Source organism: Colwellia sp. MEBiC06753, assembly GCF_053470325.1.
Map to the genome: position 1 here is coordinate 234537 of NZ_JBQMTM010000001.1, position 26026 is coordinate 260562.

At 40.7% G+C, this 26026-nt stretch carries 23 protein-coding genes; 22 read left to right on the forward strand and 1 reads right to left on the reverse strand.

Annotation, left to right across the window (positions count from 1 at the left end; all coding sequences use genetic code 11):
• Window positions 1–13 precede the first annotated feature (13 nt).
• The 6 genes from ubiH (at window position 14) to ACOB82_RS01175 (ending at window position 8795) form a co-directional block, all read left to right on the forward strand.
• Window positions 14–1282 (forward strand): 2-octaprenyl-6-methoxyphenyl hydroxylase, encoded by a 1269-nt coding sequence (gene ubiH, locus ACOB82_RS01150; RefSeq protein ID WP_448211069.1) that lies wholly within the window; start codon window positions 14–16, stop codon window positions 1280–1282.
• A gap of 51 nt (window positions 1283–1333) precedes the next feature.
• On the forward strand, window positions 1334–2581 hold the full coding sequence (locus tag ACOB82_RS01155) for an FAD-dependent monooxygenase (RefSeq protein ID WP_448211070.1): 1248 nt from the start codon (window positions 1334–1336) through the stop codon (window positions 2579–2581).
• Between the two features lie 304 nt (window positions 2582–2885).
• Window positions 2886–3974 (forward strand): glycine cleavage system aminomethyltransferase GcvT, encoded by a 1089-nt coding sequence (gene gcvT, locus ACOB82_RS01160; RefSeq protein ID WP_448211071.1) that lies wholly within the window; start codon window positions 2886–2888, stop codon window positions 3972–3974.
• A 121-nt stretch (window positions 3975–4095) separates the two neighbouring features.
• The gene (gene gcvH, locus ACOB82_RS01165; protein WP_448211072.1) at window positions 4096–4485 is read left to right on the forward strand and encodes a glycine cleavage system protein GcvH; all 390 of its coding nucleotides are present in this window, start codon (window positions 4096–4098) and stop codon (window positions 4483–4485) included.
• 81 nt (window positions 4486–4566) lie between these two features.
• Window positions 4567–7467: an aminomethyl-transferring glycine dehydrogenase gene (gene gcvP, locus ACOB82_RS01170; protein WP_448211073.1), complete on the forward strand. Its 2901-nt coding sequence runs from the start codon at window positions 4567–4569 to the stop codon at window positions 7465–7467.
• Between the two features lie 170 nt (window positions 7468–7637).
• Complete coding sequence (locus ACOB82_RS01175; protein WP_448211074.1) at window positions 7638–8795, forward strand: GGDEF domain-containing protein; 1158 nt, start codon at window positions 7638–7640, stop codon at window positions 8793–8795.
• A 49-nt stretch (window positions 8796–8844) separates the two neighbouring features.
• On the opposite strand, the gene ACOB82_RS01180 is transcribed toward ACOB82_RS01175, so the two are convergent.
• Entirely contained in the window at window positions 8845–9945 is a 1101-nt protein-coding gene (locus ACOB82_RS01180; RefSeq protein ID WP_448211075.1) for a helix-turn-helix transcriptional regulator, read from the reverse strand.
• Window positions 9946–10190: 245 nt separating this feature from the next.
• Here ACOB82_RS01180 and ACOB82_RS01185 point away from each other — a divergent pair, with 245 nt between their 5' ends.
• The 16 genes from ACOB82_RS01185 (at window position 10191) to rnhB (ending at window position 25963) form a co-directional block, all read left to right on the forward strand.
• Entirely contained in the window at window positions 10191–10694 is a 504-nt protein-coding gene (locus tag ACOB82_RS01185; protein ID WP_448211076.1) for a hypothetical protein, read from the forward strand.
• A gap of 233 nt (window positions 10695–10927) precedes the next feature.
• On the forward strand, window positions 10928–11215 hold the full coding sequence (locus ACOB82_RS01190) for a DUF1330 domain-containing protein (RefSeq protein WP_448211077.1): 288 nt from the start codon (window positions 10928–10930) through the stop codon (window positions 11213–11215).
• Window positions 11216–11502: 287 nt separating this feature from the next.
• Window positions 11503–12912 (forward strand): MipA/OmpV family protein, encoded by a 1410-nt coding sequence (locus ACOB82_RS01195; RefSeq protein ID WP_448211078.1) that lies wholly within the window; start codon window positions 11503–11505, stop codon window positions 12910–12912.
• Window positions 12913–13156: 244 nt separating this feature from the next.
• A complete protein-coding gene (gene pyrH / locus ACOB82_RS01200) occupies window positions 13157–13897 on the forward strand; it encodes a UMP kinase (RefSeq protein WP_448211079.1) in 741 nt (246 codons plus the stop codon).
• 61 nt (window positions 13898–13958) lie between these two features.
• On the forward strand, window positions 13959–14480 hold the full coding sequence (gene frr / locus ACOB82_RS01205) for a ribosome recycling factor (RefSeq protein WP_448211239.1): 522 nt from the start codon (window positions 13959–13961) through the stop codon (window positions 14478–14480).
• Between the two features lie 130 nt (window positions 14481–14610).
• A complete protein-coding gene (uppS, locus tag ACOB82_RS01210) occupies window positions 14611–15300 on the forward strand; it encodes a polyprenyl diphosphate synthase (protein WP_448211240.1) in 690 nt (229 codons plus the stop codon).
• A gap of 12 nt (window positions 15301–15312) precedes the next feature.
• A complete protein-coding gene (locus ACOB82_RS01215) occupies window positions 15313–16179 on the forward strand; it encodes a phosphatidate cytidylyltransferase (RefSeq protein ID WP_448211080.1) in 867 nt (288 codons plus the stop codon).
• 3 nt (window positions 16180–16182) lie between these two features.
• Window positions 16183–17409, forward strand: a complete 1227-nt coding sequence (gene ispC, locus ACOB82_RS01220) for a 1-deoxy-D-xylulose-5-phosphate reductoisomerase (protein WP_448211081.1) — start codon at window positions 16183–16185, stop codon at window positions 17407–17409.
• The gene (gene rseP, locus ACOB82_RS01225) at window positions 17410–18765 is read left to right on the forward strand and encodes a sigma E protease regulator RseP (protein ID WP_448211082.1); all 1356 of its coding nucleotides are present in this window, start codon (window positions 17410–17412) and stop codon (window positions 18763–18765) included.
• 27 nt (window positions 18766–18792) lie between these two features.
• Window positions 18793–21267, forward strand: coding sequence for an outer membrane protein assembly factor BamA (gene bamA, locus ACOB82_RS01230; protein WP_448211083.1), 2475 nt, complete (start codon window positions 18793–18795; stop codon window positions 21265–21267).
• 43 nt (window positions 21268–21310) lie between these two features.
• Window positions 21311–21823, forward strand: coding sequence for an OmpH family outer membrane protein (locus ACOB82_RS01235; RefSeq protein ID WP_448211084.1), 513 nt, complete (start codon window positions 21311–21313; stop codon window positions 21821–21823).
• A 4-nt stretch (window positions 21824–21827) separates the two neighbouring features.
• On the forward strand, window positions 21828–22850 hold the full coding sequence (gene lpxD, locus ACOB82_RS01240; protein ID WP_448211241.1) for a UDP-3-O-(3-hydroxymyristoyl)glucosamine N-acyltransferase: 1023 nt from the start codon (window positions 21828–21830) through the stop codon (window positions 22848–22850).
• Window positions 22851–22863: 13 nt separating this feature from the next.
• A complete protein-coding gene (fabZ, locus tag ACOB82_RS01245; protein WP_448211085.1) occupies window positions 22864–23316 on the forward strand; it encodes a 3-hydroxyacyl-ACP dehydratase FabZ in 453 nt (150 codons plus the stop codon).
• Window positions 23317–23320: 4 nt separating this feature from the next.
• Window positions 23321–24091 carry an acyl-ACP--UDP-N-acetylglucosamine O-acyltransferase gene (gene lpxA / locus ACOB82_RS01250; protein WP_448211086.1) on the forward strand — a complete coding sequence of 257 codons (771 nt, stop codon included), beginning with the start codon at window positions 23321–23323 and terminating at the stop codon, window positions 24089–24091.
• Window positions 24092–24105: 14 nt separating this feature from the next.
• Window positions 24106–25257 (forward strand): lipid-A-disaccharide synthase, encoded by a 1152-nt coding sequence (lpxB, locus tag ACOB82_RS01255; RefSeq protein ID WP_448211087.1) that lies wholly within the window; start codon window positions 24106–24108, stop codon window positions 25255–25257.
• A gap of 52 nt (window positions 25258–25309) precedes the next feature.
• Window positions 25310–25963: a ribonuclease HII gene (gene rnhB / locus ACOB82_RS01260; protein ID WP_448211088.1), complete on the forward strand. Its 654-nt coding sequence runs from the start codon at window positions 25310–25312 to the stop codon at window positions 25961–25963.
• The last annotated feature ends 63 nt before the right edge of the window (window positions 25964–26026 follow it).

Below are 26026 nucleotides of genomic sequence, written 5' to 3' on the forward strand. Positions count from 1 at the left end.
GTGTGTTAGTGGCATGGCGACGGTAAATGAGCCTACCAAGGTTTTAGACAATGACATTAGCGCCGACAATTTTGATATCACCATTGTCGGTGGTGGGTTGTCGGGCTTATTAATGGCGGTTAGTTTAACTGCTCAGCAGACTCGGCCATTAAACATTGCCTTAGTTGAAACAAAAAAAATTATAGCAAGTGATACCTCGCCGTTTGACGATCGGGTTATTGCGCTGTCTCATGGCAGTGTTAGTTATTTAAAACAGCTGAATTTATGGTCGCCGTTAGTTACTGATGCGACGGCCATTAAGCAGATCCATATCTCAGATCGCGGCCATTACGGCAAAGCGCGCATTAACGCCGCTGAACATAATGTTGAAGCACTAGGCTATGTGGTGCCATTAGCGGCAATGGCCAATGTCATGCTTAATCGATTGATTAAAAATAATGTCATTACTTGGTTGGTGCCAGAATCAATTACCAATATTGAATTTAACCAAGCAAATGTTGGCATTTACTTTGAGTCAGGTAAGCAAATTAGCAGTCAATTAGTGATTGGTTGCGACGGCGGTCAGTCAGTGTGCCGCAAAGCGGCGAATATTGGTGCGAACAGTCGAGATTATCAACAAGCTGCGGTTATCGCCAATGTTGAACTTGCTAAGCCTCATCACCACCAAGCGTTTGAACGCTTTACTGAGCAAGGGCCGATAGCTATGTTGCCAATGGCAGGCAACCAATGTTCGCTGGTTTGGACGGTTTCATCAGATAATGCCCAAGTAATTAGCCAGCTAAATGATGTAGATTTTTGTCAGGCATTAGAACAAGCGTTTGGCACTTGGCTTGGCAGCATAACCAAAACTAGCCAGCGTTCGGTGTTTCCACTAAATTTAGTCACTGCTGAGCAGCAAAGTTATCATCGATTGGCGTTAGTGGGCAACGCGTCTCACACCATTCACCCCATTGCTGGTCAAGGTTTTAACTTAGGCTTACGTGATGTCAAAGTACTGGCACAATTAATTGAGCAAGCTAGGCGCGAGCGTAGCGATATAGCTCAAGCGGAAAGTGATATAGGCCAAGCACAATGCGATTTAGGGAGCGGCGCATTATTAAATCAGTATCAAACTAATCGCACGCAAGATCAGCAAAGCATTATTCAATTAACTGATTCTATGGTATCGCTGTTTTCAAATGACTTACCACCATTGGTTGCTGGCAGAAATATCGGTCTTAAAGTGATGAATTATTGCACGGCGCTACAGGCTAAGTTTGTTAATAAAACCATGGGTTATTAGCTAATTCGATAATAGCGTCAGCAAAAACAAGAATAAACAAGTGGAAAATCAATGAATAAATATGATGTGTTAATTATTGGCGGCGGTATGGTGGGCTTAACGTTAGTGTTAGCTATTCGCAAGTTAACCTCATTTACTGTCGCCATTGTTGAGCCCAACCCACCTCAAACCAGCACAGCGGATTTCAGTGTTGACTCTAGTTTGCAACCAGAAATTAGAGTGAGTGCCATTAATGCGGCAAGTGAACAAATATTTAAGCAAATAGGCGTTTGGCCATTAATATGTCAGCAGCGTCTGCAAAGTTATTGCCATATGCATGTTTGGGATAAAGGTGCTGCTGGCGCCTTAGATTTTGATATTAGTGATTTAACAGAGCGTCGCGAGCGTGATAACTTGGGTCATATTATTGAAAATAGCGTAATCCGCAATGCGCTGTGGCAACAAGCTGAGCAAGACGCTGGAATCAGCATATTTAGCCAAGAGCCCCTACAAAACCTTGCTATGGGTGAACATGAAGTGTTCGCAAGTTTTGCAAGCCTGCCACCAATAATGGCGCGGTTAGTAGTTGGCGCAGATGGCGCAAATTCTTGGCTACGAAAACAACTGGATATGCCAATTGCTTTTCGTGATTATGATAATCATGCCATTGTTGCCACGGTGGAGTGTCAGCAAGGTCATCAAGATACTGCTTGGCAGGTTTTTTTAGCTGAAGGCCCATTGGCATTTTTACCCTTGTACCAAGAAAATTTATGCTCAATTGTTTGGTCAACCTCACCAAGTGAAGCCAAGCGTATTATGGCACTGTCAACTGAGGACATGGCAAAAGAATTAGTGGCGGCATCTGATGGTAAGTTAGGCAATATCAAAGTGGCGAGCGAGTTAGCTAGTTTTCCATTGACCATGCGCTTAGCCCATAAATTTATTAAAGATCGTGCCGTGCTAATTGGCGATGCCGCGCACACTATTCACCCATTAGCCGGGCAGGGCGTGAACCTTGGTTTGCTCGATGCCGTATCGCTAGCGCAATGTTTAGCGGATGAAAAGTTAGCGGGCAGTTTAAATGAAAATATCGAGCGTACATTAAGCCGTTATTCTCGCTGGCGACGTAGTGAAGCCGCCAATATGGTGGCAGCAATGGAGTTGATTAAACAGGCGTTTACTCCGCAACATCCGATTGCCAAAATAACCCGTGGTTTAGGCATGAATCTACTCAGTAATATTGGCCCAATAAAGTCGGTGTTTATCAAGCAAGCGCTCGGGGTTAATGGTGATTTACCTAAATTGGCTACAGACCAATAAAACTGACCATTTGTTCAAGAAAAAATCACTTTTCAAATTAAAAACGAAAGCGGCATCATGTCGCTTTTTTATTTCGCATAAAATTTTTAAAATATGATTTATTGAAAATTTAATTTTGTTAATTGATGTTGAGTTGTAGATATGTTCGGTTAATGCGTTTTTTCTTGTTGAATCAATGGCGCGCATTAAATATAATTTGCGCCACTTTTGGTAAATCAGCAAATATTCGCTACTTTTAGCCTGTGCTTTTGCAAAAAGCCGCTTGATTTACTAACCCAAAACATCATTAAGAGTGACGCAAATCATGACGAATAAAACCGTACTTCACGCTAAGCACATTGACGCTGGCGCCAAAATGGTCGATTTTCACGGTTGGGAAATGCCAATCAATTATGGCTCTCAAATTGAAGAACATCACGCTGTGCGTCAAGACGCTGGTATGTTCGATGTGTCACACATGACCATTGTTGATGTTAAAGGGGCTGACGCTAAAGCATTTTTACGTCGCTTAGTGATTAACGATGTTGCGAAATTAGATGTTGCTGGTAAAGCACTTTACACGGGGATGTGTAATGAAGCAGGCGGCGTGATTGACGACTTAATTGTTTACTTCTTTACAGAAACAGACTACCGCTTAGTAGTAAACTCAGCAACGCGTGAAAAAGATCTTGCTTGGATGGCAGAGCAAAGCAAAGGCTTTGACGTTACGATTACTGAACGTCCAGAATTTGCCATGATCGCTATTCAAGGGCCCAATGCCAAAGCTAAAGTGGCGACCTTATTAACCGCTGAGCAAAACGCAGCTGTTGAAGGCATGAAGCCATTTTTCGCGGTACAAGCGGGCGACTTATTTATTGCTACCACAGGTTACACTGGTGAAGCAGGTTATGAAATTGCCTTACCCGAAGCGCAAGCAGCTGATTTATGGCAACAGTTATTAGACGCTGGTGTTAAGCCTTGTGGTTTAGGTGCGCGTGATACATTACGCCTTGAAGCAGGTATGAACCTTTACGGTTTAGATATGGACGAAACTGTATCACCTCTTGCCGCTAATATGGCTTGGACAATTAGCTGGGATGATGAATCTCGCGAGTTCGTTGGTAAAGAAGCCATTGCAGCCCAGCGTGAAGCAGGCGGCCAAGCTAAACTAGTGGGCTTAGTGTTAGAAGAAAAAGGCGTGTTACGTTCAGGTTTAACCGTTGTAACTCCACACGGTGAAGGCGTGATCACTTCTGGTACGTTCTCACCAACATTAGGTCATTCAATTGCGATGGCGCGTGTACCACGTGCAGTACAACTAGGTGATACCGTACAAGTTGAAATGCGTAAGAAATTAGTAGACGTTGCGGTAATTAAGCCAAGCTTTGCCCGTAACGGTAAAAAAGCATTTTAATCACTATTACTCGTTATTTTTAGCAACGCGCAATAGTTGATCTGTGAAGTATTTTCACTATATTTGAGTTGATTACTTCACTTAACAAAGAACTTTAAAGTTAATATTAGGAACAATAAAAATGAGCAACATTCCTTCAGAGTTAAAATATACAACGTCTCACGAGTGGGTACGCAACGAAGGTAACGGCATTGTGACTGTAGGTATTACTGAGCATGCACAAGAGTTACTTGGCGATATGGTATTCGTTGAGTTACCAGAAGTAGGTGAAAGCGTTAGCACTGGTGACGATGTTGCTGTTGCTGAATCTGTAAAAGCAGCTTCTGATATTTACGCACCAGTAACTGGTGAAATCGTTGAAGTTAACGAAGATTTAGAAGACTCACCAGAGTTAGTAAACTCTGACGCATTCGGCGATGGCTGGATGTTCAAAATTAAACTTGAAGATGAAGGCGAACTAGAAAGCTTATTAGACGCTGAAGGTTATGCCAACTCAATTGATGAAGAATAATCATTAATTAACAACTAGTTAAAGGCCTCGAACTCAGTTCGGGGCTTTATTTTTTTGATACACATTAAGTGAAGCTGTTTTATGACTACCCAATCTCAATCAAACAACACGCTAACGGATTTAGAGCAAACTCAAGACTTTATTCGTCGCCACATTGGCCCGAATGAAGCGCAAACTCAAGCTATGTTAAATGATATCGGTGCCGAATCGGTTGATGCCCTTATCGATGAAATTGTTCCTGCCAATATTCGTCTTGCGGATTTACCTGCGATTGAAGAAAGCAAAACAGAAGTGCAAGCACTTAGCGATTTAAAAGCGGTTGCTAGCAAAAACCAAGTGAACAAAACTTACATTGGTTTAGGTTACTACGGCACGCTAACACCAAACGTTATTTTACGTAACGTGTTAGAAAATCCAGGTTGGTACACAGCGTATACGCCATATCAGCCAGAAATCGCCCAAGGTCGTTTAGAGTCATTATTAAACTATCAGCAAATGTGTTTAGACCTAACAGGTTTAGACTTAGCATCAGCGTCATTACTTGATGAAGGTACGGCAGCAGCTGAAGCAATGGCATTAGCTAAGCGTGTATCAAAAAACAAAAAATCGAACCTTTTCTTCATCGCTGAAGAAGTATTTCCACAAACGATTGACGTTGTGAAAAACCGTGCTGATATGTTTGGTTTTGACGTAGTAGTGGCACCAGCAGCTGATGTTGAAAACCACGATGTATTTGGTGCGTTATTACAATACCCAGCAGCCAGTGGCGAAATTACTGATATCTCAGTATTAATTGAAAAAGTACACGCGAACAAAGGTATTGTTGCAGTAGCGGCAGATATTATGAGCTTAGTGTTATTAAAAGCACCGGGCGAATTAGGCGCAGACGTAGTGATTGGTTCAAGCCAACGTTTTGGTGTACCTATGGGGTACGGCGGACCACACGCAGCATTCTTTACCACTTCTGATCAATACAAGCGCTCAATGCCAGGTCGTATTATTGGTGTATCTCGTGATACTCGCGGTAACGCTGCACTTCGTATGGCAATGCAAACCCGTGAACAACATATTCGTCGCGAAAAAGCGAATTCAAACATTTGTACTGCACAAGTTTTATTAGCGAACATGGCTGCGTTTTACGCGGTTTACCACGGTCCTAAAGGTTTAAAAACTATTGCTAGCCGCATTAACCGCTTAGCAGACATTTTATGTTTAGGTACAGCAAGCAAAGGCTTAACGGCTGATCACGCCAACTATTTTGATACCTTAACGTTCACGGTTAGCAACAAAGACGAAATTGTTACCCGCGCATTAGCTGCAAACGTTAACTTACGTACAGACGTTGACGGTAAAGTATCGGTTTCAATTGATGAAACGACGACTCGTCAAGACGTAGCTGTATTATTCGATATTTTATTAGGTGCAGGTCACGGCTTAGACGTTGCAGCACTTGATCAACAAATTATTGATTGTGGTCACTCATCAATTCCTGCGAACTTAGTTCGTGAGTCTGAAATTTTAACTCACCCAGTATTTAACTCGCACCACAGCGAAACTGAAATGCTGCGTTATATCAAAAAGCTAGAAAACAAAGACTTAGCGCTTAACCATTCAATGATTTCATTAGGTTCTTGTACCATGAAATTAAATGCGACTGCGCAAATGATCCCAGTTTCATGGCCTGAATTTGCCAACATGCACCCGTTTGCACCTGTTGACCAAGCGCAAGGCTACAAGCACATGATTGACGAGTTAGCGAAATGGTTAGTTGAATTAACGGGCTATGATGCAATGTCAATGCAACCTAACTCAGGTGCACAAGGTGAGTACGCGGGTCTTATCGCTATTCACAAATACCATGAAAGCCGTGGTGATGCGCACCGTAACATCTGTTTAATTCCATCATCTGCTCACGGTACTAACCCTGCATCAGCACAAATGGTTGGTATGAAAGTAGTTGTGGTAGATTGCGATAAAAACGGTAACGTTGATATGGCTGACTTAAAAGCCAAAGCCGAAGAAATGGCTGATAACTTATCATGTATCATGATCACATACCCGTCGACGCATGGTGTTTACGAAGAAACGATTCGTGAAATTTGTGAAATTATCCATGCAAATGGTGGTCAAGTTTACTTAGACGGCGCTAACATGAACGCACAAGTAGGTATTACTTCACCAGGCTTTATCGGCGCTGATGTTTCACACTTAAACCTACACAAAACGTTCGCTATTCCACATGGCGGCGGTGGCCCAGGTATGGGACCAATTGGTGTTAAAGCGCACTTAGCGCCATTCTTACCGGATCACGCGTTAATTAACGTTGATGAAAGCACAAAAGGTAACGGTGCGGTTTCTGCAGCGCCATACGGTAGTGCTGGTATTTTATGTATTTCTTATCTATACGTTGCAATGTTAGGTAAAAAAGGCGTAACTGATGCCACTAAATACGCAATCACTAACGCTAACTACTTAGCCAAGAAGTTAAGCCAACATTACCCAATTTTATACAAGGGTAATAATGATCGCGTTGCACACGAATGTATTGTTGATTTACGCCCATTAAAAGAAGCGTCTGGTATTACTGAAATGGACGTAGCAAAACGCTTAATGGACTATGGTTTCCATGCGCCAACGATGTCTTTCCCTGTGGCAGGAACGTTAATGATTGAGCCAACAGAGTCAGAAGCTAAACCTGAGCTTGAACGCTTTATTGAAGCCATGACCTGTATTCGCGACGAAATTCGCAAAGTAGAGCAAGGCGAGTGGACGTTAGAAGACAACCCGCTTCACAACGCACCGCATACGCTAGCGGACATTACTGGCGAGTGGAACCGCGGCTACTCAATTGCCGAAGCGGTATTCCCAGTTCCTGCTGCGGCAGCAAACAAATTCTGGCCAACGGTTAACCGTATCGACGACGTGTACGGCGACCGTAATTTGATCTGTTCATGCCCAAGCGTGGATACTTATAAAGACTAAAAAACATAAGTTTTTTATACAGTTAGAAAGCGAGTTTCCGGAAAAGGAGCTCGCTTTTTTTTATTTTGCGATTACACTTATTTTCAATACGTAGTTCAGAATGTCAGGCTAAGTTAGACGGTAATTAGCACTAAAGACATAAACATAACGAGAGTAGAACATTTTTTAATATGCTTAACGAAAATAACCATATTACTTTAATTGAGGAAAAGCCTAGCTCGTATGTTTCTCGCCGTGCGACTGAAACACTGTTTGCTCGGTCGAAAGTTGGACCATTATTTTATAGTCTTGCGGTGATTTTTAGTGCTTTGCCACAAGGGCTATTTACTACTCATTTAGTTGAAGTACTTGCATTCCTTTTACCGTTACTTGCCATATCATTGGTGCGTTTAATTGAAAAGACGCCAACTGCTAGCGACTATTCGCTATGGCATAAAAGACATTGGTTGCTGGTTTATGCCACTGTGTTGATATGGGGTATTTATTTCGGTTGGGTATCAATGCATCCTGAATGGACTAGCGCATTTATTGTTAGTCTGATTTCCACCGTTAATTTTTCTACGGCGATAGCCCACCAATTCTGTATTGATAAGCGAAATGCAACCATTAGCAGTTTACTTTGCTTTGCATGGGCATCGGGAGTGGTAGTTATTTACCGCCCGGAATTGATCGCCATTTTGTACGCTTTTGGCTTTTATTGTGTCTATTTAGTTTCAACTATTAATAATGCACATCGTGAATTTTTTCGCCAATTGGATATCGAATTAAAGCTTATTGATACTCAACGCGAACTTGAAAACCAGGCGAGTACCGACGCGTTAACTGGCCTGTATAATAGGCGGGTTTTCGATGCTGAAATGCAAAGGAACTTCGCACAGGCTAGCCGTCATCATAGTGACTTTAGTCTGATATTGCTCGATCTTGACCATTTTAAAACATTAAACGATACCTTAGGTCATGCTGCTGGTGATATTTGTATCCAAAAGGTAGCCGGTATACTTAGCAATAACTTTCGTCGAGAGCTAGATATTGTCGCTCGAATTGGTGGCGAGGAATTTGCGGTGATTTTACCTGAAAAATCATTAAGTGAAGCGCTAGCTATGGCGGGTAATCTCCATGAATGCTTTCAGCAGCTAACTATGGGGGAAGCTGAAAATTCGAACTTTACCATTACGGCGAGTATAGGTGTTGGAAGCTTTCAAAATACCAAAGCCGAAGATGTTGATACACTATACCAATTAACTGATGCTGCGGTTTATGCTGCAAAAAATAGCGGTCGAAATCAGGTTGTTGCAGCTAATTCTCCAGATGTTGTAGTCACACTTTGAACGACTACCTTGCTTGACTTTATAGTTAAACTGTAAAGGTATGATTTAACTAAATATAGTTAACAAGGTGTGCAACCAACTCTCGTTGACTATTAAACCCCGATTTACTGTAGACCGACATCAATTGTGATTTGATGGTGTTAAAAGACAGGTGAGATAACTCGGCTGCTGTTTGTAAGTCATTGCCTTCAAAGAGCAATTTCACTGTTCTTAGTTCTTTTTGCGAAATATTAAATTTTTCGGCAAACAATTGCCATTGAGGTTGCTTAGTGGACAGTATCTCAATGACACAACACGGGCTATTGAAATCGTTCAGGTTGCTCTCCGCGGTTATCGGGTAGGCCTTTAGCATGATTTGTTCTTGACTATTTTCTAAGGTGATGGCGACCGGCTCTGGTATTTTTGCTTGTATCCAATCTAAAGTAGAGCGAATAAAGTCTTTCAATAAATGGTTTTTGCTTGCCATTTTGGTGACTAATTTTCCATTGCGCTCAACCAGTATATTTTGCTTACTTAAAATATGGGATGACACTTTATTAACTTGTAATAAATTTTGAAATTCATCAATTACAATTAGCGGATAAGGGTTATTTTCTAAAACGGACTGGTAAAGTGAAATTTGCCGTTTTTGTCGTGCTAATTTGTCATACAAAAAACAGGCTCTATTGACGTGTGGATAAATCATTGAAAATAATTTGAGGTCGTAATCACTATATTCAGTTTTCAACTTATTTCTATTTAATACGATAAATGCTTCAAGAGAGGCAGAGCGAATAGGGAAAGAAATTAAGTTATATTCAACACCTGCCTTTTCAAATATTGGATAAACATCTGCTTGGTGAAGTTGCTCTTTTGACAGGAAATCTCTTCCTCGGATACACGCTAACTCTTTTAGTGATTTTGCCACTTCCCAAAACGGGTCGAGCTCTTTAAGTTTATAAAAATATTCATTAAGAAAAAACTCTTTATTAAATCCACTGGCGGTATTTTTGTAATCAAAAAACATCGGTTGTAATGTTTCCTGATCTGCCATTGCTAACCAGCCAATGTTGGAGTTTGTGGTAATCATTAATTCGTTTAAAAAGGGTGAAAAATCACCATCAATTGCCCCTTGGTAGACAAGATTAGTGAGCGTGTTGAGCGAGTCCATATTCTTGTTCTTGTGTTGAATACTTTAACTCGACGACTTTTTTGAGTTAGCTGGTTAATTTAATGTAAACGTAAAAATAGCTCACATATGCTGATATTTCATCTGAACAGATGAATTTTTAATCTGTTAACTCAATTATATTTAGGACTTTAAATCCAACACTAAAGCAAGTAAAAAATTAAACAGTGCTTTTTACTTATTGCTTTTACATCAAGTGAACTTAACTGAATAAGTGAGTAATTAACATGGAAAGCAATACCGAGATATTGGTTAATATTAACGACTGGCGCCCTGTAAGCCAATTAACTAAGCCTAGCTCTAAAGATGGATTAAATTCACGAACGTTCAAACGACAGGTGATCAAGCAATTAATGGAAAATTACGGCGCAGTTATTACAATAGAGACCGTTTTCTACTGGGTTGAAATTGGCCGACAACTTGATTTTGATTACCTGAGCTTTGGACGTAAGTTGTATCGACATCAGTTGTATCTTAATGTTGCTTCGAAATACGGTGAATTAATCGCTTATTACTTGACTTACCAGTTGCCTAAAGCATTGGCATTGAAAATACCGCTTGCTCTGTCTGATGAGCTCAAGGAATTTATTACTCAAGCTAATGTTGACCTAGATTTATCAATTGATCTTAATGCTTTTCATCAGAAGGTCAGAGAATATTGGCTTAACGATGAACAAGTTTATACTTTACTTACAGAATACGGTGAAAAAGCTAGCGCGCATCAAAATTAACAGTAGTTTTTAATTCGTAAAAATTAATTAGTAAACTTTTAGCACAGCGAGCTACCGGCAACGGAGCTCGCTTTTTGTTTTCTAATGATTGTCTGCGCTGCTAGTTGTTGTTAACTTATTAAAAAAGAATGATTAAATTAAGTCTCGAACGAAAGCATATATTAGTAATTTTTATGGTAAATCGATGGCTTTATTTGCCAATAACAAATTGAACTTTATAAAAAGGATAACATATGGCTGCTTATGCAATATTTGATGTCGAGATTTATGATCTTGAGCGCTACCAAGAATATATGGCACAAGTTAAACCTGCTATTGAAGCAGCAGGCGGCAAGTATCTTGCGCGAGGCGGCGAACATAAAGTGTATGAAGGGGATTGGACGCCACGCAGAATTGTGCTTTTTGAATTTCCATCAATCGATGCCATCAATGAATTTTATTATGGCGAAAGCTATCAAAGTTTGAAATCGATGAGAGAGGAGTGCAGTTCGGCTCGACTTGTCGGCGTTGAGGGCATGTAATAAAGGTATTTTTAGCTACCTGAACTAATTTAGTTTTCTGCCAGCTAAAGATCACGATTAAATAAATAGCTTTATATACGGATGTTATTTCTTAGCTCGTTTAGAATTGGTATTGGTTTCGTATCGTATCGGTGTTGATATAGTTGTTTGTTGAATTAACGGAATTGGTTCAGACTAAATAAAATGGTCTTTTATTTAAAGATATTGTTCTTATCGTTTTTTAATCAGGCGCTTTAGTATAAGTTGCTAATATAAAACTAAAGTTATTAATTTTTCAGGGAGTTCTAATGAAGTCATGGATAGTTGTAGCGCTAGCTTTAGCGAGTTTTGCTGGCAATACTCAAGAGCTTGATATTAGTAGTGACAACCGCAGCTCTTTATCAGGCACTTCGTTAACAGACACGTCTTTATCAGAAACCTCTTTATCAGATAAGTCCTTTAATATTAAGCCAGCGAGTGACGTTGAATTTGAGCACCCTAAATGGGGGCTGGCCGCATTAATTCGAAATGCATCTATTCCATATTCGGTTGATTTTGGCGTTGAAGACTCAACCGTAACCACCTTTTTTCCAATGATGTTTTATCAAGGACAGCGCTTTTTCCTTCGAGGTACAGAAGGCGGCCTGCATCTAAAAAAAAGTGAAAACTTTGAGCTGAACGCAATACTGCGCAATCACTTTATCGACATACCTTCGTCATTTCAAAATCGCATTGGCGGTGATACCACCGACTTTGGTTTGCAGTTTAGGTACCAAATTAATCAAAACTTATTTACTGAAGTTGAGTTGATGAGCGATCCGAAAGAGCTTTTCCATAGCGTGATGAGTGTTGAAGGCAAATTCCAACCTGGTAATTGGTTATTACAACCGAAGGTATCGTTTGCTTGGCGCGAAGCCGATTACAACAACTACTATTATAATCTTGCTGATGAGCGCATTGGTGCTGGCGTTGATACCAAAATAGGCATTGCCGCAAGGTATCACTGGTTTGATAATTTATATTTACTTGGCGGTGCTTATGCCAACTACTTAAACAGTAATGCCAGACATTCAGCGAGCATTGATAACGACTGGCAAAGCGAAGTTTATTTTGGTTTTGGTCTTTTTAATCATGCTAAAAAGCGTTACAGCGCTCCTTTATCGAGCCCTAAATATATCCGTATAGCACATGGCTGGGCGACGCCTTCAAACTTGGGTGAAATATTGGCGTTTGACTGGGAAGAAGATGAATATAATAACCAACTAAGTTCAATATTTTATGGCTATCCATTAACCGATGAACTTTTTGGTGCACCATTAGATGTCTATCTAACGTCAGGTTTTGTTGGTCACTGGTCGTCCGATGTGCAACCGGCACTACAGGAAGGTGTGGTTGCAATAAAAGTGTATTATACCTTTGACTGGCCTGTACGCACGCGAATCGGTGTTGCCGAAGGGCTTTCTTACATTAGCCAACTTAGCTATATAGAACAAACTGAGATGGATGAAAAGGGTTACCAAGGCAGTAAAATGCTCAATTATATAGACCTTTCCATTGATACTAATTTAGGCGATATATTTAATTTAATGCCACTGCAAAAGGTGTGGTTGGGCTTAAGTATTCATCATCGCTCGGCGATTTTTGAGTCCGCTTCACAATTTGGCCGAATCAAAGGCGGTAGTAACTATAATAGTATTTACCTTCAAATTGATTTTTAGTTGCAGCTTTAGTGAGATAAAAGATTTCAATAAGTTACTGAACTGCTATGTTTATTCAGTGTTTGAGTTTTAGTAATGTTAAATGATCTGTTTTAACTTCCGGCTAGGGCAATTAGTCTAATTCAATCAATAAATAACCAACTAAATTGCTTTTTTCATATTAAGCTTTCGATGTTCAAGAAAAACGATTAAAATAGCCGCGGTCAAATTCGGCTGGATTATTTTTCTACAGGAATCTTGAGCTATGAGCGTCAACCCAAAACCTAGTTATCGTCGTATTCTTTTAAAACTTAGTGGTGAAGCCTTAATGGGCGAAGAAGGGTTTGGCATCGATCCAAAAATCCTTGATCGAATGGCACAAGAAATCAAAGAACTGGTTGAAATGGGCATTCAAGTCGGCTTGGTTATTGGTGGCGGTAATTTATTCCGTGGCGCAGGCTTAGCTGAAGCTGGTATGAACCGAGTGGTCGGCGACCAAATGGGCATGTTGGCTACGGTGATGAACGGCTTGGCGATGCGTGATGCATTGCACCGTGCATTTGTAAATGCTCGTCTAATGTCAGCAATCGACTTAGCTGGCGTTTGTGATACCTATAACTGGGCAGATGCCATTGGTATGTTAAAATCTGGCCGCGTAGTTATTTTCAGTGCAGGTACAGGTAACCCATTCTTCACTACCGACTCAGCTGCGTGTTTACGTGGTATTGAAATTGAAGCAGATGCGGTATTAAAAGCAACCAAAGTAGATGGTATTTACTCTGCCGATCCAGTAAAAAATCCAGAAGCTACCTTATTTACTCATCTTACGTATAATGAGGTACTTGAAAAAGAATTGAAGGTAATGGACTTAGCTGCCTTTACCTTAGCGCGTGATCACAATATGCCTATTCGTGTGTTTAATATGAACAAGCCTGGTGCGTTAAAGAACGTCGTTATGGGGCTTGAAGAAGGCACAACCATAGATCACGCCGAAAACTTAGTTTAATTGTTCAGTATTAAGGAATATCCAAGTGATTGAAGATATTAAAAAAGATGCAGAAACTCGTATGAGTAAAAGTATCGATTCATTAAAAACTAACTTAAATAAAATTAGAACAGGTCGTGCGCATCCTTCATTATTGGACAATATCTCTGTTGATTATTACGGCTCTGAAACGCCACTAAACCAAGTGGGTAATATTTCAGTACCAGATGCACGTACGTTAGCAATCACAGTGTTTGATAAATCTATGATTGGTGCAGTAGAAAAAGCAATTTTAGCATCAGACTTAGGTTTAAACCCGTCTTCACAAGGTACGTTAATTCGTATCCCTTTACCGCCGCTAACAGAAGAGCGTCGTAAAGACTTAGTAAAAGTGGTTAAGAATGAAGGTGAAAACGGTAAAATTGCTATTCGCAATATTCGTCGTGATGCCAACTCTGATTTTAAATCGCTAAATAAAGAAAAAGAAATTAGCGATGATGAAATGCACCAAGCAGAAGACGAAATTCAAAAAATTACTGACAAGTATGTCAAACAGGTTGACCAAATTCTGGTTGATAAAGAAGCTGAATTAATGGAAATCTAGCATTTGCTAGTAATGGAATACGCGCCGTAGTAACTTAACTACGGCGTTTTTATATAGTGAGATTTACGTGTCAAATACCTCTACTCTAGCTACATCGGAACTCAATATTCCGAAACATGTCGCCATTATTATGGACGGCAATGGTCGCTGGGCACAGCTGCAGGGAAAAAAGCGTGTTTTTGGTCATAAATCAGGCGTCGAGTCTGTTCGTTCAACAGTTACAACTGCCCGTAAGTTAGGGGTTGAAGCCCTGACATTATTTGCTTTTAGCAGCGAAAATTGGTTACGACCAGAAGAAGAAGTATCCGTTTTAATGGAATTGTTTATGCTTGTGCTAAATAGAGAAGTGAAGCGCTTGCATAAAAATGATATAAGATTTCAGGTGATTGGTGATACCAGTCGTTTCTCTGACAAACTACAAGAAAAAATAAGAGCGGCGCAAGAGTTAACCAAACACAACAAAAGCATGGTGTTATCAATTGCTGCTAATTATGGGGGGCGTTGGGATATAGCCAATGCCGCTAAGCAGCTAGCTGAGCAAGTAGTCAATAATGAAATTTCGTTAGCTGATATCAATGAGCAAACGTTAAATCAATACACTTGTTTAGCCGATTTACCAGAATTAGATTTAATGATCCGTACCGGTGGCGACCATCGCATTAGTAATTTTTTACTGTGGCAGTCAGCCTATACGGAGTTTTACTTCACCAATACGTTATGGCCTGAATTTAATGAAGGCGAATTTACTAAGGCGCTCGATGTTTTTACACAACGTGAACGCCGATTTGGTAAGACGGGTGACCAAGTAAAACAAGAATAAAAGGAAATTCGCTTGTTAAAGCAAAGAATACTGACTGCGGTGATATTAGCACCACTAGCAATAGCTGCTATTTTCTATCTACCGCTGCCTTTTTTTGGCGCACTTTTACTGGCTATAATGGCCATCGGCGCTTGGGAATGGGGTCCTTTAATGGGCTTTGCGAAAAAATCGCGACGCCTGTTTTTCGTGTTTGCAACTATCAGCCTTATCGGTAGTATTTGGACATTTTTACCGCCCGAGTTGCTATGGTTAGAAAAAGGCCAACTTCAAGACAACGCCGTATATATTTTATGGTTAGCCGTAGCCTGGTGGGCGCTATCGGCAATTCTTACCTTTGTTTACCCGCGTTTTAGCAAATTCTGGTCAAGTCACCGCTCTGTACGTGGAGTGTTTGGCTGGTTAACACTTATTCCAACTTGGCTGGCGTTTATGGTCATTCGCTCTAGCGAATATCAAACAGATCCTTACCATGGCGCACAATTGATTATGTTTTTATTTATGATGGTGTGGAGTGCGGATGTCGGTGCCTACTTTGTCGGTAAATCCATTGGTAAACATAAATTAATGCCAAATGTTAGCCCCGGAAAAACCTTAGAAGGCTTCTTTGGTGGTATCGCTTTTGCCTGCGTATTAATTATTACCGCAGGTAAAATTATTGGCTGGAATGTTGAGCAGTTCTCTGTTGTTTTATTTGTTACCGTGATTATTACCACTATCTCTGTGCTGGGCGATCTGAATGAAAGTATGTTTAAGCGTCAGGCTGGGGTAAAAGATAGTGGCACTATTTTACCAGGTCATGGCGGGGTGCTTGATCGTATCGATAGTCTAACGGCTACCGCGCCAATTTATGCACTTTGTTACGTGATTATCGGCTGGTAGCTGATGACAACTAGTAAGGTGCAACAGCACCAACTTTGCATTCTTGGCTCAACTGGCTCCATCGGTGTTAGTACCTTAGATATTGTTAGGCGTCACCCTGAACGATTTTCGGTTGTATCAATGTCAGCCAATACGCGGGTCGACGCTATGTTGGAACAGTGTTTGGAATTTAAGCCTAAACATGTAGTCATGGCATCAGAAGCGGCGGCGATTGAACTTAAAGCACTATTGTTGGCACAAAACATTAGCAATATTACTGTTGATTTTGGCCAGCAAGCTTTGTGTAACATTGCTTCGTCTGATGATATTGATACCGTCATGGCAGCAATTGTCGGCTCATCAGGTTTAATGCCTACACTTTCTGCGGTTAAAGCCGGTAAACGCGTATTGCTAGCAAACAAAGAAGCGTTAGTCACTTCGGGTCAAATCTTTATTGATGCGGTTAAATCGTCGGGTGCTCAGTTATTACCCATTGATAGCGAGCACAATGCTATTTTTCAGTGTCTCCCTGAATTTGAACAACATCGACCGGGACAATGCCAATTACAAGCAAGTGGTATTAGCCGCATATTGCTAACAGGCTCTGGTGGCCCATTTAGAACCAAACCGGTTGCTGAGCTTAGCGATGTAACGCCCGAGCAAGCGTGCGCGCACCCTAACTGGGATATGGGCAAAAAAATCTCAGTAGACTCGGCCACTATGATGAATAAAGGCTTAGAGTTTATCGAAGCGAAATGGTTATTTAATGTTGAGCCAGAGCAAATTACTGTGGTGCTGCATCCACAAAGTACCATTCATTCTATGGTGCAATATAAAGACGGCTCTGTCATAGCGCAAATGGGTAACCCTGATATGCGTACGCCAATTGCTCATGCGCTTGCTTACCCAGAGCGAATTGATGCCGGTGTTGAGCCATTAGATTTTTTCAACGTAAAGCCGTTTGAATTTGAAAACGTTGACTATCAACGTTATCCAAACCTAAAACTGGCGATTGATGCCTGCTCATTAGGGCAAGCAGCGTGCACTGCACTTAATGCTGCTAATGAAATTGCGGTTGAAGCATTTTTAACAAAGCAAATTAAATTCACCGATATATATCAAATAAATCAAGCCAGTGTTGATGCTTTTTCTCATGAGCAAATTCATACCATTGATGATGTATTAATGCTTGATTCCAAAGCGCGTACTTTTGCATTAAGCTACCTAACCGAATTAGGAGGTAAGCACTAAATGTTCGATATTTTGTGGAATTTAGCGTCATTTGTTGTAGCTCTGGGAATATTAGTTACTGTACATGAATACGGGCATTTTTGGGTGGCACGTAAAAATGGCGTTAAAGTAGAGCGCTTTTCGGTGGGCTTCGGTACGCCCATTTGGCGTAAAACCGATAAACAAGGCACTGAATACGTGATTGCGCTAATACCGCTTGGCGGCTATGTAAAAATGCTTGATGAGCGGGTTGATGAAGTGCCTGAAGATCAAAAGCATTTAGCGTTCAACCAAAAAAATGTTTATCAACGCATTGCTATTATTGCTGCAGGCCCCTTTGCTAATTTTGCGTTTGCCATCGTTGCCTTTTATTTAATGTTTTTAATTGGTGTGCCTAGCGTTAAACCGGTTATAGGTGGTGTAACACCAAACTCAATTGCTGAACAAGCGCAATTACCGGTTAATGGTGAAATTGTCGAAGTGGCAGGGCAATCCGTTAAAGACTGGCAAGATATTAATTTGGCGTTAGTCGGTCAAATTGGTCATGACACCATTGAAATTCGCGCAAAGTTACCTGACAGTCAGTTCGCTAAACAATTTACCTTAAACACTCAAAATTGGCAGTTTTCTCCTGAAAAGATATCATCATTAACGAGTTTAGGCATTGTACCTTTTTCACCCAAAGTTCATACCGAAATTGCTCAAGTAGGCCCTAACAGTGCTGCCGATAAAGCGGGTTTGCAAGTTAATGATAAATTGGTGGCATTAAATGGTGAGATGATCAATGATGACTGGTCTAAATTTGCCTCAATGATTAAAACTTTCCCTAATCAAGAAGTGCTTGTCACCATAGAGCGAAATGGCCAACCTGTCTCTTTGGTTGTAATTCCCGATGCGAGAGAAGTTAACGGCATACAGCAAGGTTACTTAGGTATTTCACCTCGTTTTGATACATGGCCTGATGGTCATCAAATTACCTTAGCATATGGTGTTTTTGGCAGTTTTACAGAAAGTATTGAACGTACCTGGAATTTAGTGGTCTTAAGCTTCGACATGATAGGTAAGCTAATTACTGGTGATGTGTCGGTTAAAAATTTAAGTGGACCAATTTCCATTGCACAAGGTGCGGGAAATAGTGCAGGTTACGGTTTTGTCTATTTTTTAGGCTTTTTAGCGTTAATTAGCATTAATTTAGGAATAATTAACCTTTTACCGCTACCAGTACTTGATGGTGGCCACTTACTTTATTACCTTATAGAGCTTTTTACAGGAAAGCCTGTACCAGAAAAAATACAAGAGTTGGGATTTCGTTTCGGGGCAATTGCGTTGCTCACGTTAATGAGTATCGCCATATTTAACGATATATCGCGACTTTAATAAAAAAGAAGTAAACAAGTTACATTTATGATGATAAAAAAAATTGCCTTAGCCGTTTTATTAGGCTCTCTAGGGACTTCAGTACAAGCTTCAAGTGATTTCCAAGTTGAAGATATCCAAATTAAGGGCTTACAACGTGTGGCACTCGGTGCTGCGCTAACCCATATCCCATTTAACGTTGGTGACTCGTTAAATGAATATCGAGTTTCCCAGTCGATCAAAGCACTGTATAAGTCTGGTCACTTTAATGATATTCAGGTTTCCCGTGACGGCAATCGTATTATTTACCGTGTTAAAGAGCGTGAAACGATCAGTGAAATTACCTTTGAAGGTAATGACGATTTAAAAGATGAACAGCTAACGCAAAGTTTAGAAGACAGCAATATCCGTGTTGGTGAAACCTTAGATCGTACGGTGATTTCTGGTATTGAAATGGGCTTGGAAGACTTCTATCACAGTGTTGGTAAATACAACGCTAATGTTAAAGCAGAAGTTACTCACTTGCCACGCAACCGTGTAAACCTTAAGTTTGTTTTCGAAGAAGGTGACGCGGCAGCCATTGAACAAATTAACTTAGTTGGTAATGAAATTTTTACTGATGAAGAAATTTTAGAAAATATCGAGCTGACCTTTGATTCACCTTGGTGGGATTTTATGGCGCAAGATCGCTATCAAAAACAAACCCTACAAGGCGATATGGAAACCATTGAAAGCTTTTATTTAGATCGTGGTTATTTACGATTCAAAGTAGATTCAACACAAGTGTCGATGACGCCTAATAAAGAAGCGGTTTATATTGCGCTTAATGTCACCGAAGGTGAACAATACACCGTTAGTGAAGTTGACTTTATTGGCGATATGGCAGGGTTTGAACAAACCATTCGTGCAATCAACCCGCTACAAGAAGGCAAGTTATATAACGGTGCCGAGGTTACTTATACCGAAGAAACCATCAGCCGCTTCTTAGGGCGATTTGGTTATGCTTATCCGAAAGTTACGACCATTCCTGATATTAACGATGACGATAAAACCGTTAAGTTATCTATTTCGGTTGACCCAGGTAAACGCATTTATGTTAACCGCGTTAACTTTAAGGGTAACCATGTAACTGCAGATCGAGTACTGCGCCGTGAACTTCGCCAAATGGAAGGTGCATGGTTATCAAATAGCTTAGTTGAAGCGTCGAAAGCTCGCTTGTCTCGTTTGCCTTATATGGAAACGGTTGAATTTGAAACTAATCAAATTCCAGGGGAAGACGATTTAGTGAATGTTGACTTTGAAGTGAAAGAGCAGCCGTCTGGCTCGTTTACCGCCGGTGTTGGTTATGGCTCACAAACTAAATTAAGTTTAAATGCCGGTGTTCAGCAAAATAACTTCTTGGGAACCGGTAATCGATTAGCATTTAACTTAAATACCGTAAGTTATTCACGGGCTGCAAGTATTTCATATACTGACCCATATTTTACCGTTGACGGTATTTCACTGGGGGGCTCGCTATTTTATAACGAGTTTGATGCTGGTAACGCCAACTTAGTTGAATATAAAAATAAAACTTATGGTTTAGGGTTAAACCTTGGTTTCCCAATTAATGAATATGTGCGAGTTAACTTTGGTTTTGGCTACAAAAGTAACGGTATTACGCGCTTACAAACCTATGAGCAAATTCAAAAGTTCTATGACTTATACTCAGATCCGGATGATCCAGATGCTGGTTTAGAGTTTAAGACCTTTGATTTCTCAACGGGTATTTCTCGTGTCACATTAAACCGTGGTACTTTCCCAACCGCGGGTTCACAGCAAAGTTTGTCTGCGAAGGTGACTACGCCAAACTCAGATGTTAATTACTTTAAAGTTAACTTAGATACTAAATGGTACTTCCCGATCACTCGTGATCAGCGCTGGACAGTGTTAACCCGTTTTGAAGCAGGCTATGCTAATGGTTACTCAGACATTAACGGCAATGATCAAATTCTGCCATTCTGGGAAAACTTTAGAGCCGGTGGAGCTGATACCTTACGTGGTTTTGAGAATAACGTAGTAGGTCCTCGCGCAATCTTTAGACGCCCAACAACTATTGGTGGTAGCCCTGATCCTGTGGGTGACTCAGGTGGTTGTTGTTTAGGCCCTGATCATGATTATATTGATATCTCTAAGAACTCAGTAGGTGGTAACGCCATGGTATTGGGTGGTGTAGAACTAGTGTTCCCAACACCATTCCTTGATGAAGGTTACTCAAATAGCGTGCGCAGCAGTTTATTTGTTGACGTAGGTAATGTTTGGGATACTGAATTTGATATTAATAGTTATCGTGACTTAGCGGAAAATGAGTTTATCAAACTTGATGATTATTCAGATATTGGCCGTTACCGTAGTTCGGCGGGCCTTTCTGTACAGTGGTTATCGCCTATGGGACCAATGATATTTAGCTTTGCCAAAGCATTGAAAAAAGAAGATGGGGATGATACAAGTTTCTTCAGTTTCAACATTGGTAAAACGTTCTAAACGTATTTTCATATAACAAGATTTTAATTTTTAGGAGAAGAAGTTGAAAAAATTTATTAAGACGTTAGCAGTAACAACTGCCGCTTCAAGTATGTTATTAGCAAGTGCAGCAATGGCGCAAAAAATTGCTGTCGTGAATTTCCAAGAAGTGATGGCAAAAATTCCTCAAACTGCTGCGGTTATGCAACAGTTAGAAAATGAATTTAAAGATGAAAAAGCACTATTAACGCAATTAGAGAAAGATATTAAATATTTTCAAGAAAAGAAAAAGCGTGACTCTTCTTTAATGACAGAAAAAGAAATTGCCGATCTTGATCAGCAAATTGCGACTAAATTCCAAGAGTACCAAGTTAAAGGTAAAGAATTTCAAGCAAAATCTCAGCAACGTCAAAACGAAGAAACATCTAAAATTATCGCGTTAGTTCGTCAAGCAATCGATATCATTGCCGCGAAAGAAAAGCTAGATATGGTTGTTGAACAAAAAGCGGTTGTTTTCTCAAAGCCTGAAGCTGCGATCACTGATCAAGTAGTAGAGCAAGTGAGCAAATTAAACTAAGAAAATTGCAATGAGTTATACATTAACTGAAATTGCACAGCAAATTGGCGCGACTGTTAAGGGAGATGGCAACTTCTCCGTTAGCAGTCTTGCTACTTTAGCGACTGCAAAAAATGATCAAATCGCCTTTTTGGCAAATTCTAAATACCAAAGCCAATTGCAAACCACGCAAGCTGGCGTGGTGATCCTAGCGCCAGACATGGCTGATAATTGCCAAACTAATGCCTTGATCATGGATAATCCGTATATTGGCTATGCGTTAGTTGCCAAACTAATGGATACTACCCCAACACCTGCGACTGACATTCACCCGTCAGCAGTGATTGATGCCAGCGCGCAACTTGGTAGCAATGTTGCTATCGGTGCTAATGCGGTTATTGAATCAGGTGTTATCTTAGGTGATAACGTCGTGATTGGCGCGGGCTGTTTTATTGGTAAAAATAGCCAAATTGGGGCTAATACCAAGCTTTGGGCTAATATTAGCGTATATCACCAATGCATTATTGGCGAAAACTGCCTAATTCAAGCCAATACCGTTATTGGCGCAGATGGCTTTGGTTATGCGCCGCATCAAGGGCAGTGGCATAAAATTCCGCAATTAGGCCGAGTGATTATTGGCGATAATGTTGAAATTGGCGCCAGTACCACAATCGACCGTGGCGCATTAGAAGATACCGTTGTTGAAGACGGCTGTATTATTGATAACCAAGTGCAGATTGCCCATAACGTGCGAGTCGGGGCACACACCGCTATTGCAGGGTGTACCGTTGTTGCGGGCAGCACCACCATTGGAAAGAACTGTACGATCGGCGGTATGAGTGCGATTAATGGTCATATCGACATTTGCGATCAAGTATTGATTACCGGCATGAGCATGGTAACTAAGCAAATTACTAAGCCAGGAGTATACTCATCAGGTATTCCTGCACAATCGAATAAAGACTGGCATAAGATGAATGCACGTATCAGAAAGCTGGATCAGCTTGCCAAGAAAGTCAGTCAATTAGAAAAAGATTCGATGAAATAAAAGGAACGTTTACGTGGAAAGAATTAAAAATACAATTGGCATCGAAGAGATCAAAACCTTGCTTCCGCATCGTTACCCTATGTTATTAATTGATAGGGTAGAAGATTACGAGCCAAATCAGTGGTTGCACGGCATTAAAAACGTTACTTTTAATGAGCCGGTATTTACTGGCCATTTTCCAGACTATTCGATTTTTCCTGGCGTGATGATTTTAGAAAGCTTAGCACAGGCAACTGGTGTGCTTGGTTTTAAATCTGCCGGCGGTCGCAAAGACGGCGAAATGTTTTTGTTTGCTTCAATTGATAATGCACGATTTAAGCAACCGGTTGTACCGGGCGATACTATGCATTTACACGTAGAATTTTTAAAAGCACGTCGTGGTATGTGGAAATATTACGGTGAAGTGAAAGTTGATGGCAAAGTAGTGTGCAGTGCCGACCTGATGTGCGCAAGACGAGAGTTATAATTTAGTGATACACGAACAAGCGATTATTGAGCCAGGTGCTCAAATAGGTAACAACGTTTCTATTGGACCTTGGACGTTTATTGGCAAGGATGTCGTTATTGGTGACAATTGTGATATCCGCTCTAATGCGGTGATCAAAGGACCAACAAAAATTGGCAAAGGTAACACTATTTACCAATTCGCCAGTATTGGTGAAGATTGCCAAGATTTGAAATATGCCGGTGAGCCTACCGAGTTAATTATTGGTGATAACAATACCTTTAGAGAGTGTTGCACCATTCATCGCGGCACGATTCAAGATAAAAGCTTAACGCAAATTGGTAGCAATAATTTATTTATGGCTTATACCCATGTAGCGCATGATTGTATTGTTGGTAGCCATTGTATTTTAGCCAACAATGCCTCTATCGCAGGCCATGTTCATGTGGGGGATTGGGCTATTCTAGGCGGTATGTCAGGTGTGCACCAATTTTGTAAAATTGGCGCTCATAGCTTTGTTGCCGCCAATGCCTTGGTATTAAAAGATGTGCCTCCATACGTTATGGCCTCAGGTCACGGCGCATCACCATTTGGTTTAAATTCAGAAGGCTTAAAACGTCGTGGCTTCTCTAAAGAATCAATTCTTGCGATTCGCCGCGCTTATAAAGAAGTTTACCGTAAAGGTTTATCGGTTGACGATGCGTTAGTTGAAGTGGATAAACTCGCTGAAGAATTTAATGAAGTTGCTGAATTTTCGGCTTTTATTAAATCATCAAATCGCGGCATTATTCGCTAACTGCCTGCCTACATATGTCAAAGTTTACAGATCAAGCACCGGTGTTTGCCATTGTTGTTGGCGAACACTCGGGTGATACGTTAGGCGAGGGCTTAATGCTCGCCATCAAAAAACAATACCCTGATGCTAAGTTTGTCGGTATTGGCGGCCCTAAAATGATTGCTCAAGGGTTTGATAGTTTGTTCGCGATGGATGAACTAGCGGTAATGGGCATAGTTGAAGTACTTGGTCGAATCAGGCGCTTACTTTATGTTCGAGAATACTTAACCGAGTATTTTACTAAGCATCAGCCGGCTGTTTTTATTGGTATCGATGCCCCTGACTTTAACTTAACACTTGAAGAGCGCTTGAAAAATGCAGGGATTAAAACCGTGCAATATGTTAGTCCGTCGGTTTGGGCGTGGCGTGAAAAGCGGGTGTTTAAAATTCAGCGTGCCACTAATTTAGTGTTGGCGTTACTGCCGTTTGAAAAAGCGTTTTACGATAAATATCAAGTCCCATGTCAATTCGTTGGTCATCCGCTGGCTGATGACATTCCGTTAATTTCAGATAAACAAGCCGCTCGTGACGCTCTAGAAATAAAAACTCAGGGTAAAGTATTGGCATTAATGCCGGGTAGTCGTGGCGGTGAATTATCGCGATTAGTTGAAGTGTTTTTAGCCTCTGCAGTTAAATTAACAGAAGAAGATCCTGAGCTAACATTAGTTGCGCCGATGATCAGTGAAAAACGCGCCCAGCAATTTCACGAAATACATCAACAAGTGGCCCCCGATTTAGCGGTGCAAGTCTTCATCGGTAAAACCCAAGAGGTAATGGCGGCCAGTGATTGTTTGCTAACTGCGTCTGGTACAGTGACCTTGGAAGCTGCGCTGATTAAAAGACCTATGGTCATTACTTATCGCTTTAATTGGCTGACTTATCAAATGGGTAAGTTTTTAGTGAAGCTGAAATACTTTTCTTTACCTAATTTATTGGCAGATAAAGAATTAGCGCCCGAATTATTGCAAGATGAAGTTACGGTTGAAAATATAGTGCCACTACTTAAAGAGCGCTTATATCACGATCAATCTGCACTTAACCAAGCATTTACTGATATTCATTTAGCGCTAAAACAAGATGCGAGCAAGCAGGCAGCTAAAGCGGTAATTGAATTAATCGCTGATTAAAATTGCTTTACCTGTGTATTACAAACTGTTTTAAGACTTACGTTAAATCAATATGACTAAATCCATTCAAGCTAGAGAAACTCAAGCTAAAAAAAGCAAGCCATCATTACCACCATTTGAATACCCAGTGGCTTATTGTATTGCTGGTGTTGACGAAGTCGGGCGCGGTCCGTTAGTCGGAGATGTCGTGACTGCTGCAGTTATTTTGGATATGGACAACCCAATTGAAGGCTTAATGGACTCTAAAAAGCTTTCTGAAAAAAAACGAGAGTTGTTGGCCGCAGAGATTAAGCAAAAAGCCGTAGCATGGGCCATTGGCAGAGCGACACCAGAAGAAATAGATACGATTAATATTTTGCATGCGACAATGCTAGCGATGCAACGTGCGGTAGCTGGCTTAAATGTTACGCCTGATTATGTGCTAATTGATGGCAATCGTTGCCCTGAGCTCGGCATACCATCACAAGCGGTAGTCAAAGGCGATGCTAGAGTGGCAGAAATTAGTGCTGCATCAATTCTTGCTAAAGTTGAGCGTGACAATGACATGATTGCCCTTGATGCCGAGTATCCAGAATTTGGTTTTGCCAAGCATAAAGGTTATCCAACCAAAGCGCATTTTGAAAAAATTGCTGAATTAGGCGTGTTAGATTGTTATCGTAGAAGCTTTAAACCGGTAGCAGCAATTATTAATCAGCGTAGCAGTTAAACTAAGTTAGCAAAGTCAGCAGTGAAGCTAGGCTAGGTAAGCTTAGCTAAGTTAATATAACCA

What these genes read in the sequence shown, in the direction of transcription:
- ACOB82_RS01155 (WP_448211070.1), top strand. Translation starts at nt 1,334, where the DNA reads ATGAATAAATATGATGTGTTAATTATTGGCGGCGGTATGGTGGGCTTA.
- pyrH (WP_448211079.1), top strand. Translation starts at nt 13,157, where the DNA reads ATGAGCGTCAACCCAAAACCTAGTTATCGTCGTATTCTTTTAAAACTT.
- ACOB82_RS01185 (WP_448211076.1), top strand. Translation starts at nt 10,191, where the DNA reads ATGGAAAGCAATACCGAGATATTGGTTAATATTAACGACTGGCGCCCT.
- rnhB (WP_448211088.1), top strand. Translation starts at nt 25,310, where the DNA reads ATGACTAAATCCATTCAAGCTAGAGAAACTCAAGCTAAAAAAAGCAAG.
- ubiH (WP_448211069.1), top strand. Translation starts at nt 14, where the DNA reads ATGGCGACGGTAAATGAGCCTACCAAGGTTTTAGACAATGACATTAGC.
- bamA (WP_448211083.1), top strand. Translation starts at nt 18,793, where the DNA reads ATGATGATAAAAAAAATTGCCTTAGCCGTTTTATTAGGCTCTCTAGGG.
- gcvP (WP_448211073.1), top strand. Translation starts at nt 4,567, where the DNA reads ATGACTACCCAATCTCAATCAAACAACACGCTAACGGATTTAGAGCAA.
- rseP (WP_448211082.1), top strand. Translation starts at nt 17,410, where the DNA reads ATGTTCGATATTTTGTGGAATTTAGCGTCATTTGTTGTAGCTCTGGGA.
- ACOB82_RS01180 (WP_448211075.1), bottom strand. Translation starts at nt 9,945, where the DNA reads ATGGACTCGCTCAACACGCTCACTAATCTTGTCTACCAAGGGGCAATT.
- uppS (WP_448211240.1), top strand. Translation starts at nt 14,611, where the DNA reads ATGGACGGCAATGGTCGCTGGGCACAGCTGCAGGGAAAAAAGCGTGTT.
- frr (WP_448211239.1), top strand. Translation starts at nt 13,959, where the DNA reads ATGAGTAAAAGTATCGATTCATTAAAAACTAACTTAAATAAAATTAGA.
- ACOB82_RS01190 (WP_448211077.1), top strand. Translation starts at nt 10,928, where the DNA reads ATGGCTGCTTATGCAATATTTGATGTCGAGATTTATGATCTTGAGCGC.
- gcvT (WP_448211071.1), top strand. Translation starts at nt 2,886, where the DNA reads ATGACGAATAAAACCGTACTTCACGCTAAGCACATTGACGCTGGCGCC.
- gcvH (WP_448211072.1), top strand. Translation starts at nt 4,096, where the DNA reads ATGAGCAACATTCCTTCAGAGTTAAAATATACAACGTCTCACGAGTGG.
- ACOB82_RS01175 (WP_448211074.1), top strand. Translation starts at nt 7,638, where the DNA reads ATGCTTAACGAAAATAACCATATTACTTTAATTGAGGAAAAGCCTAGC.
- lpxB (WP_448211087.1), top strand. Translation starts at nt 24,106, where the DNA reads ATGTCAAAGTTTACAGATCAAGCACCGGTGTTTGCCATTGTTGTTGGC.
- ACOB82_RS01195 (WP_448211078.1), top strand. Translation starts at nt 11,503, where the DNA reads ATGAAGTCATGGATAGTTGTAGCGCTAGCTTTAGCGAGTTTTGCTGGC.
- ispC (WP_448211081.1), top strand. Translation starts at nt 16,183, where the DNA reads ATGACAACTAGTAAGGTGCAACAGCACCAACTTTGCATTCTTGGCTCA.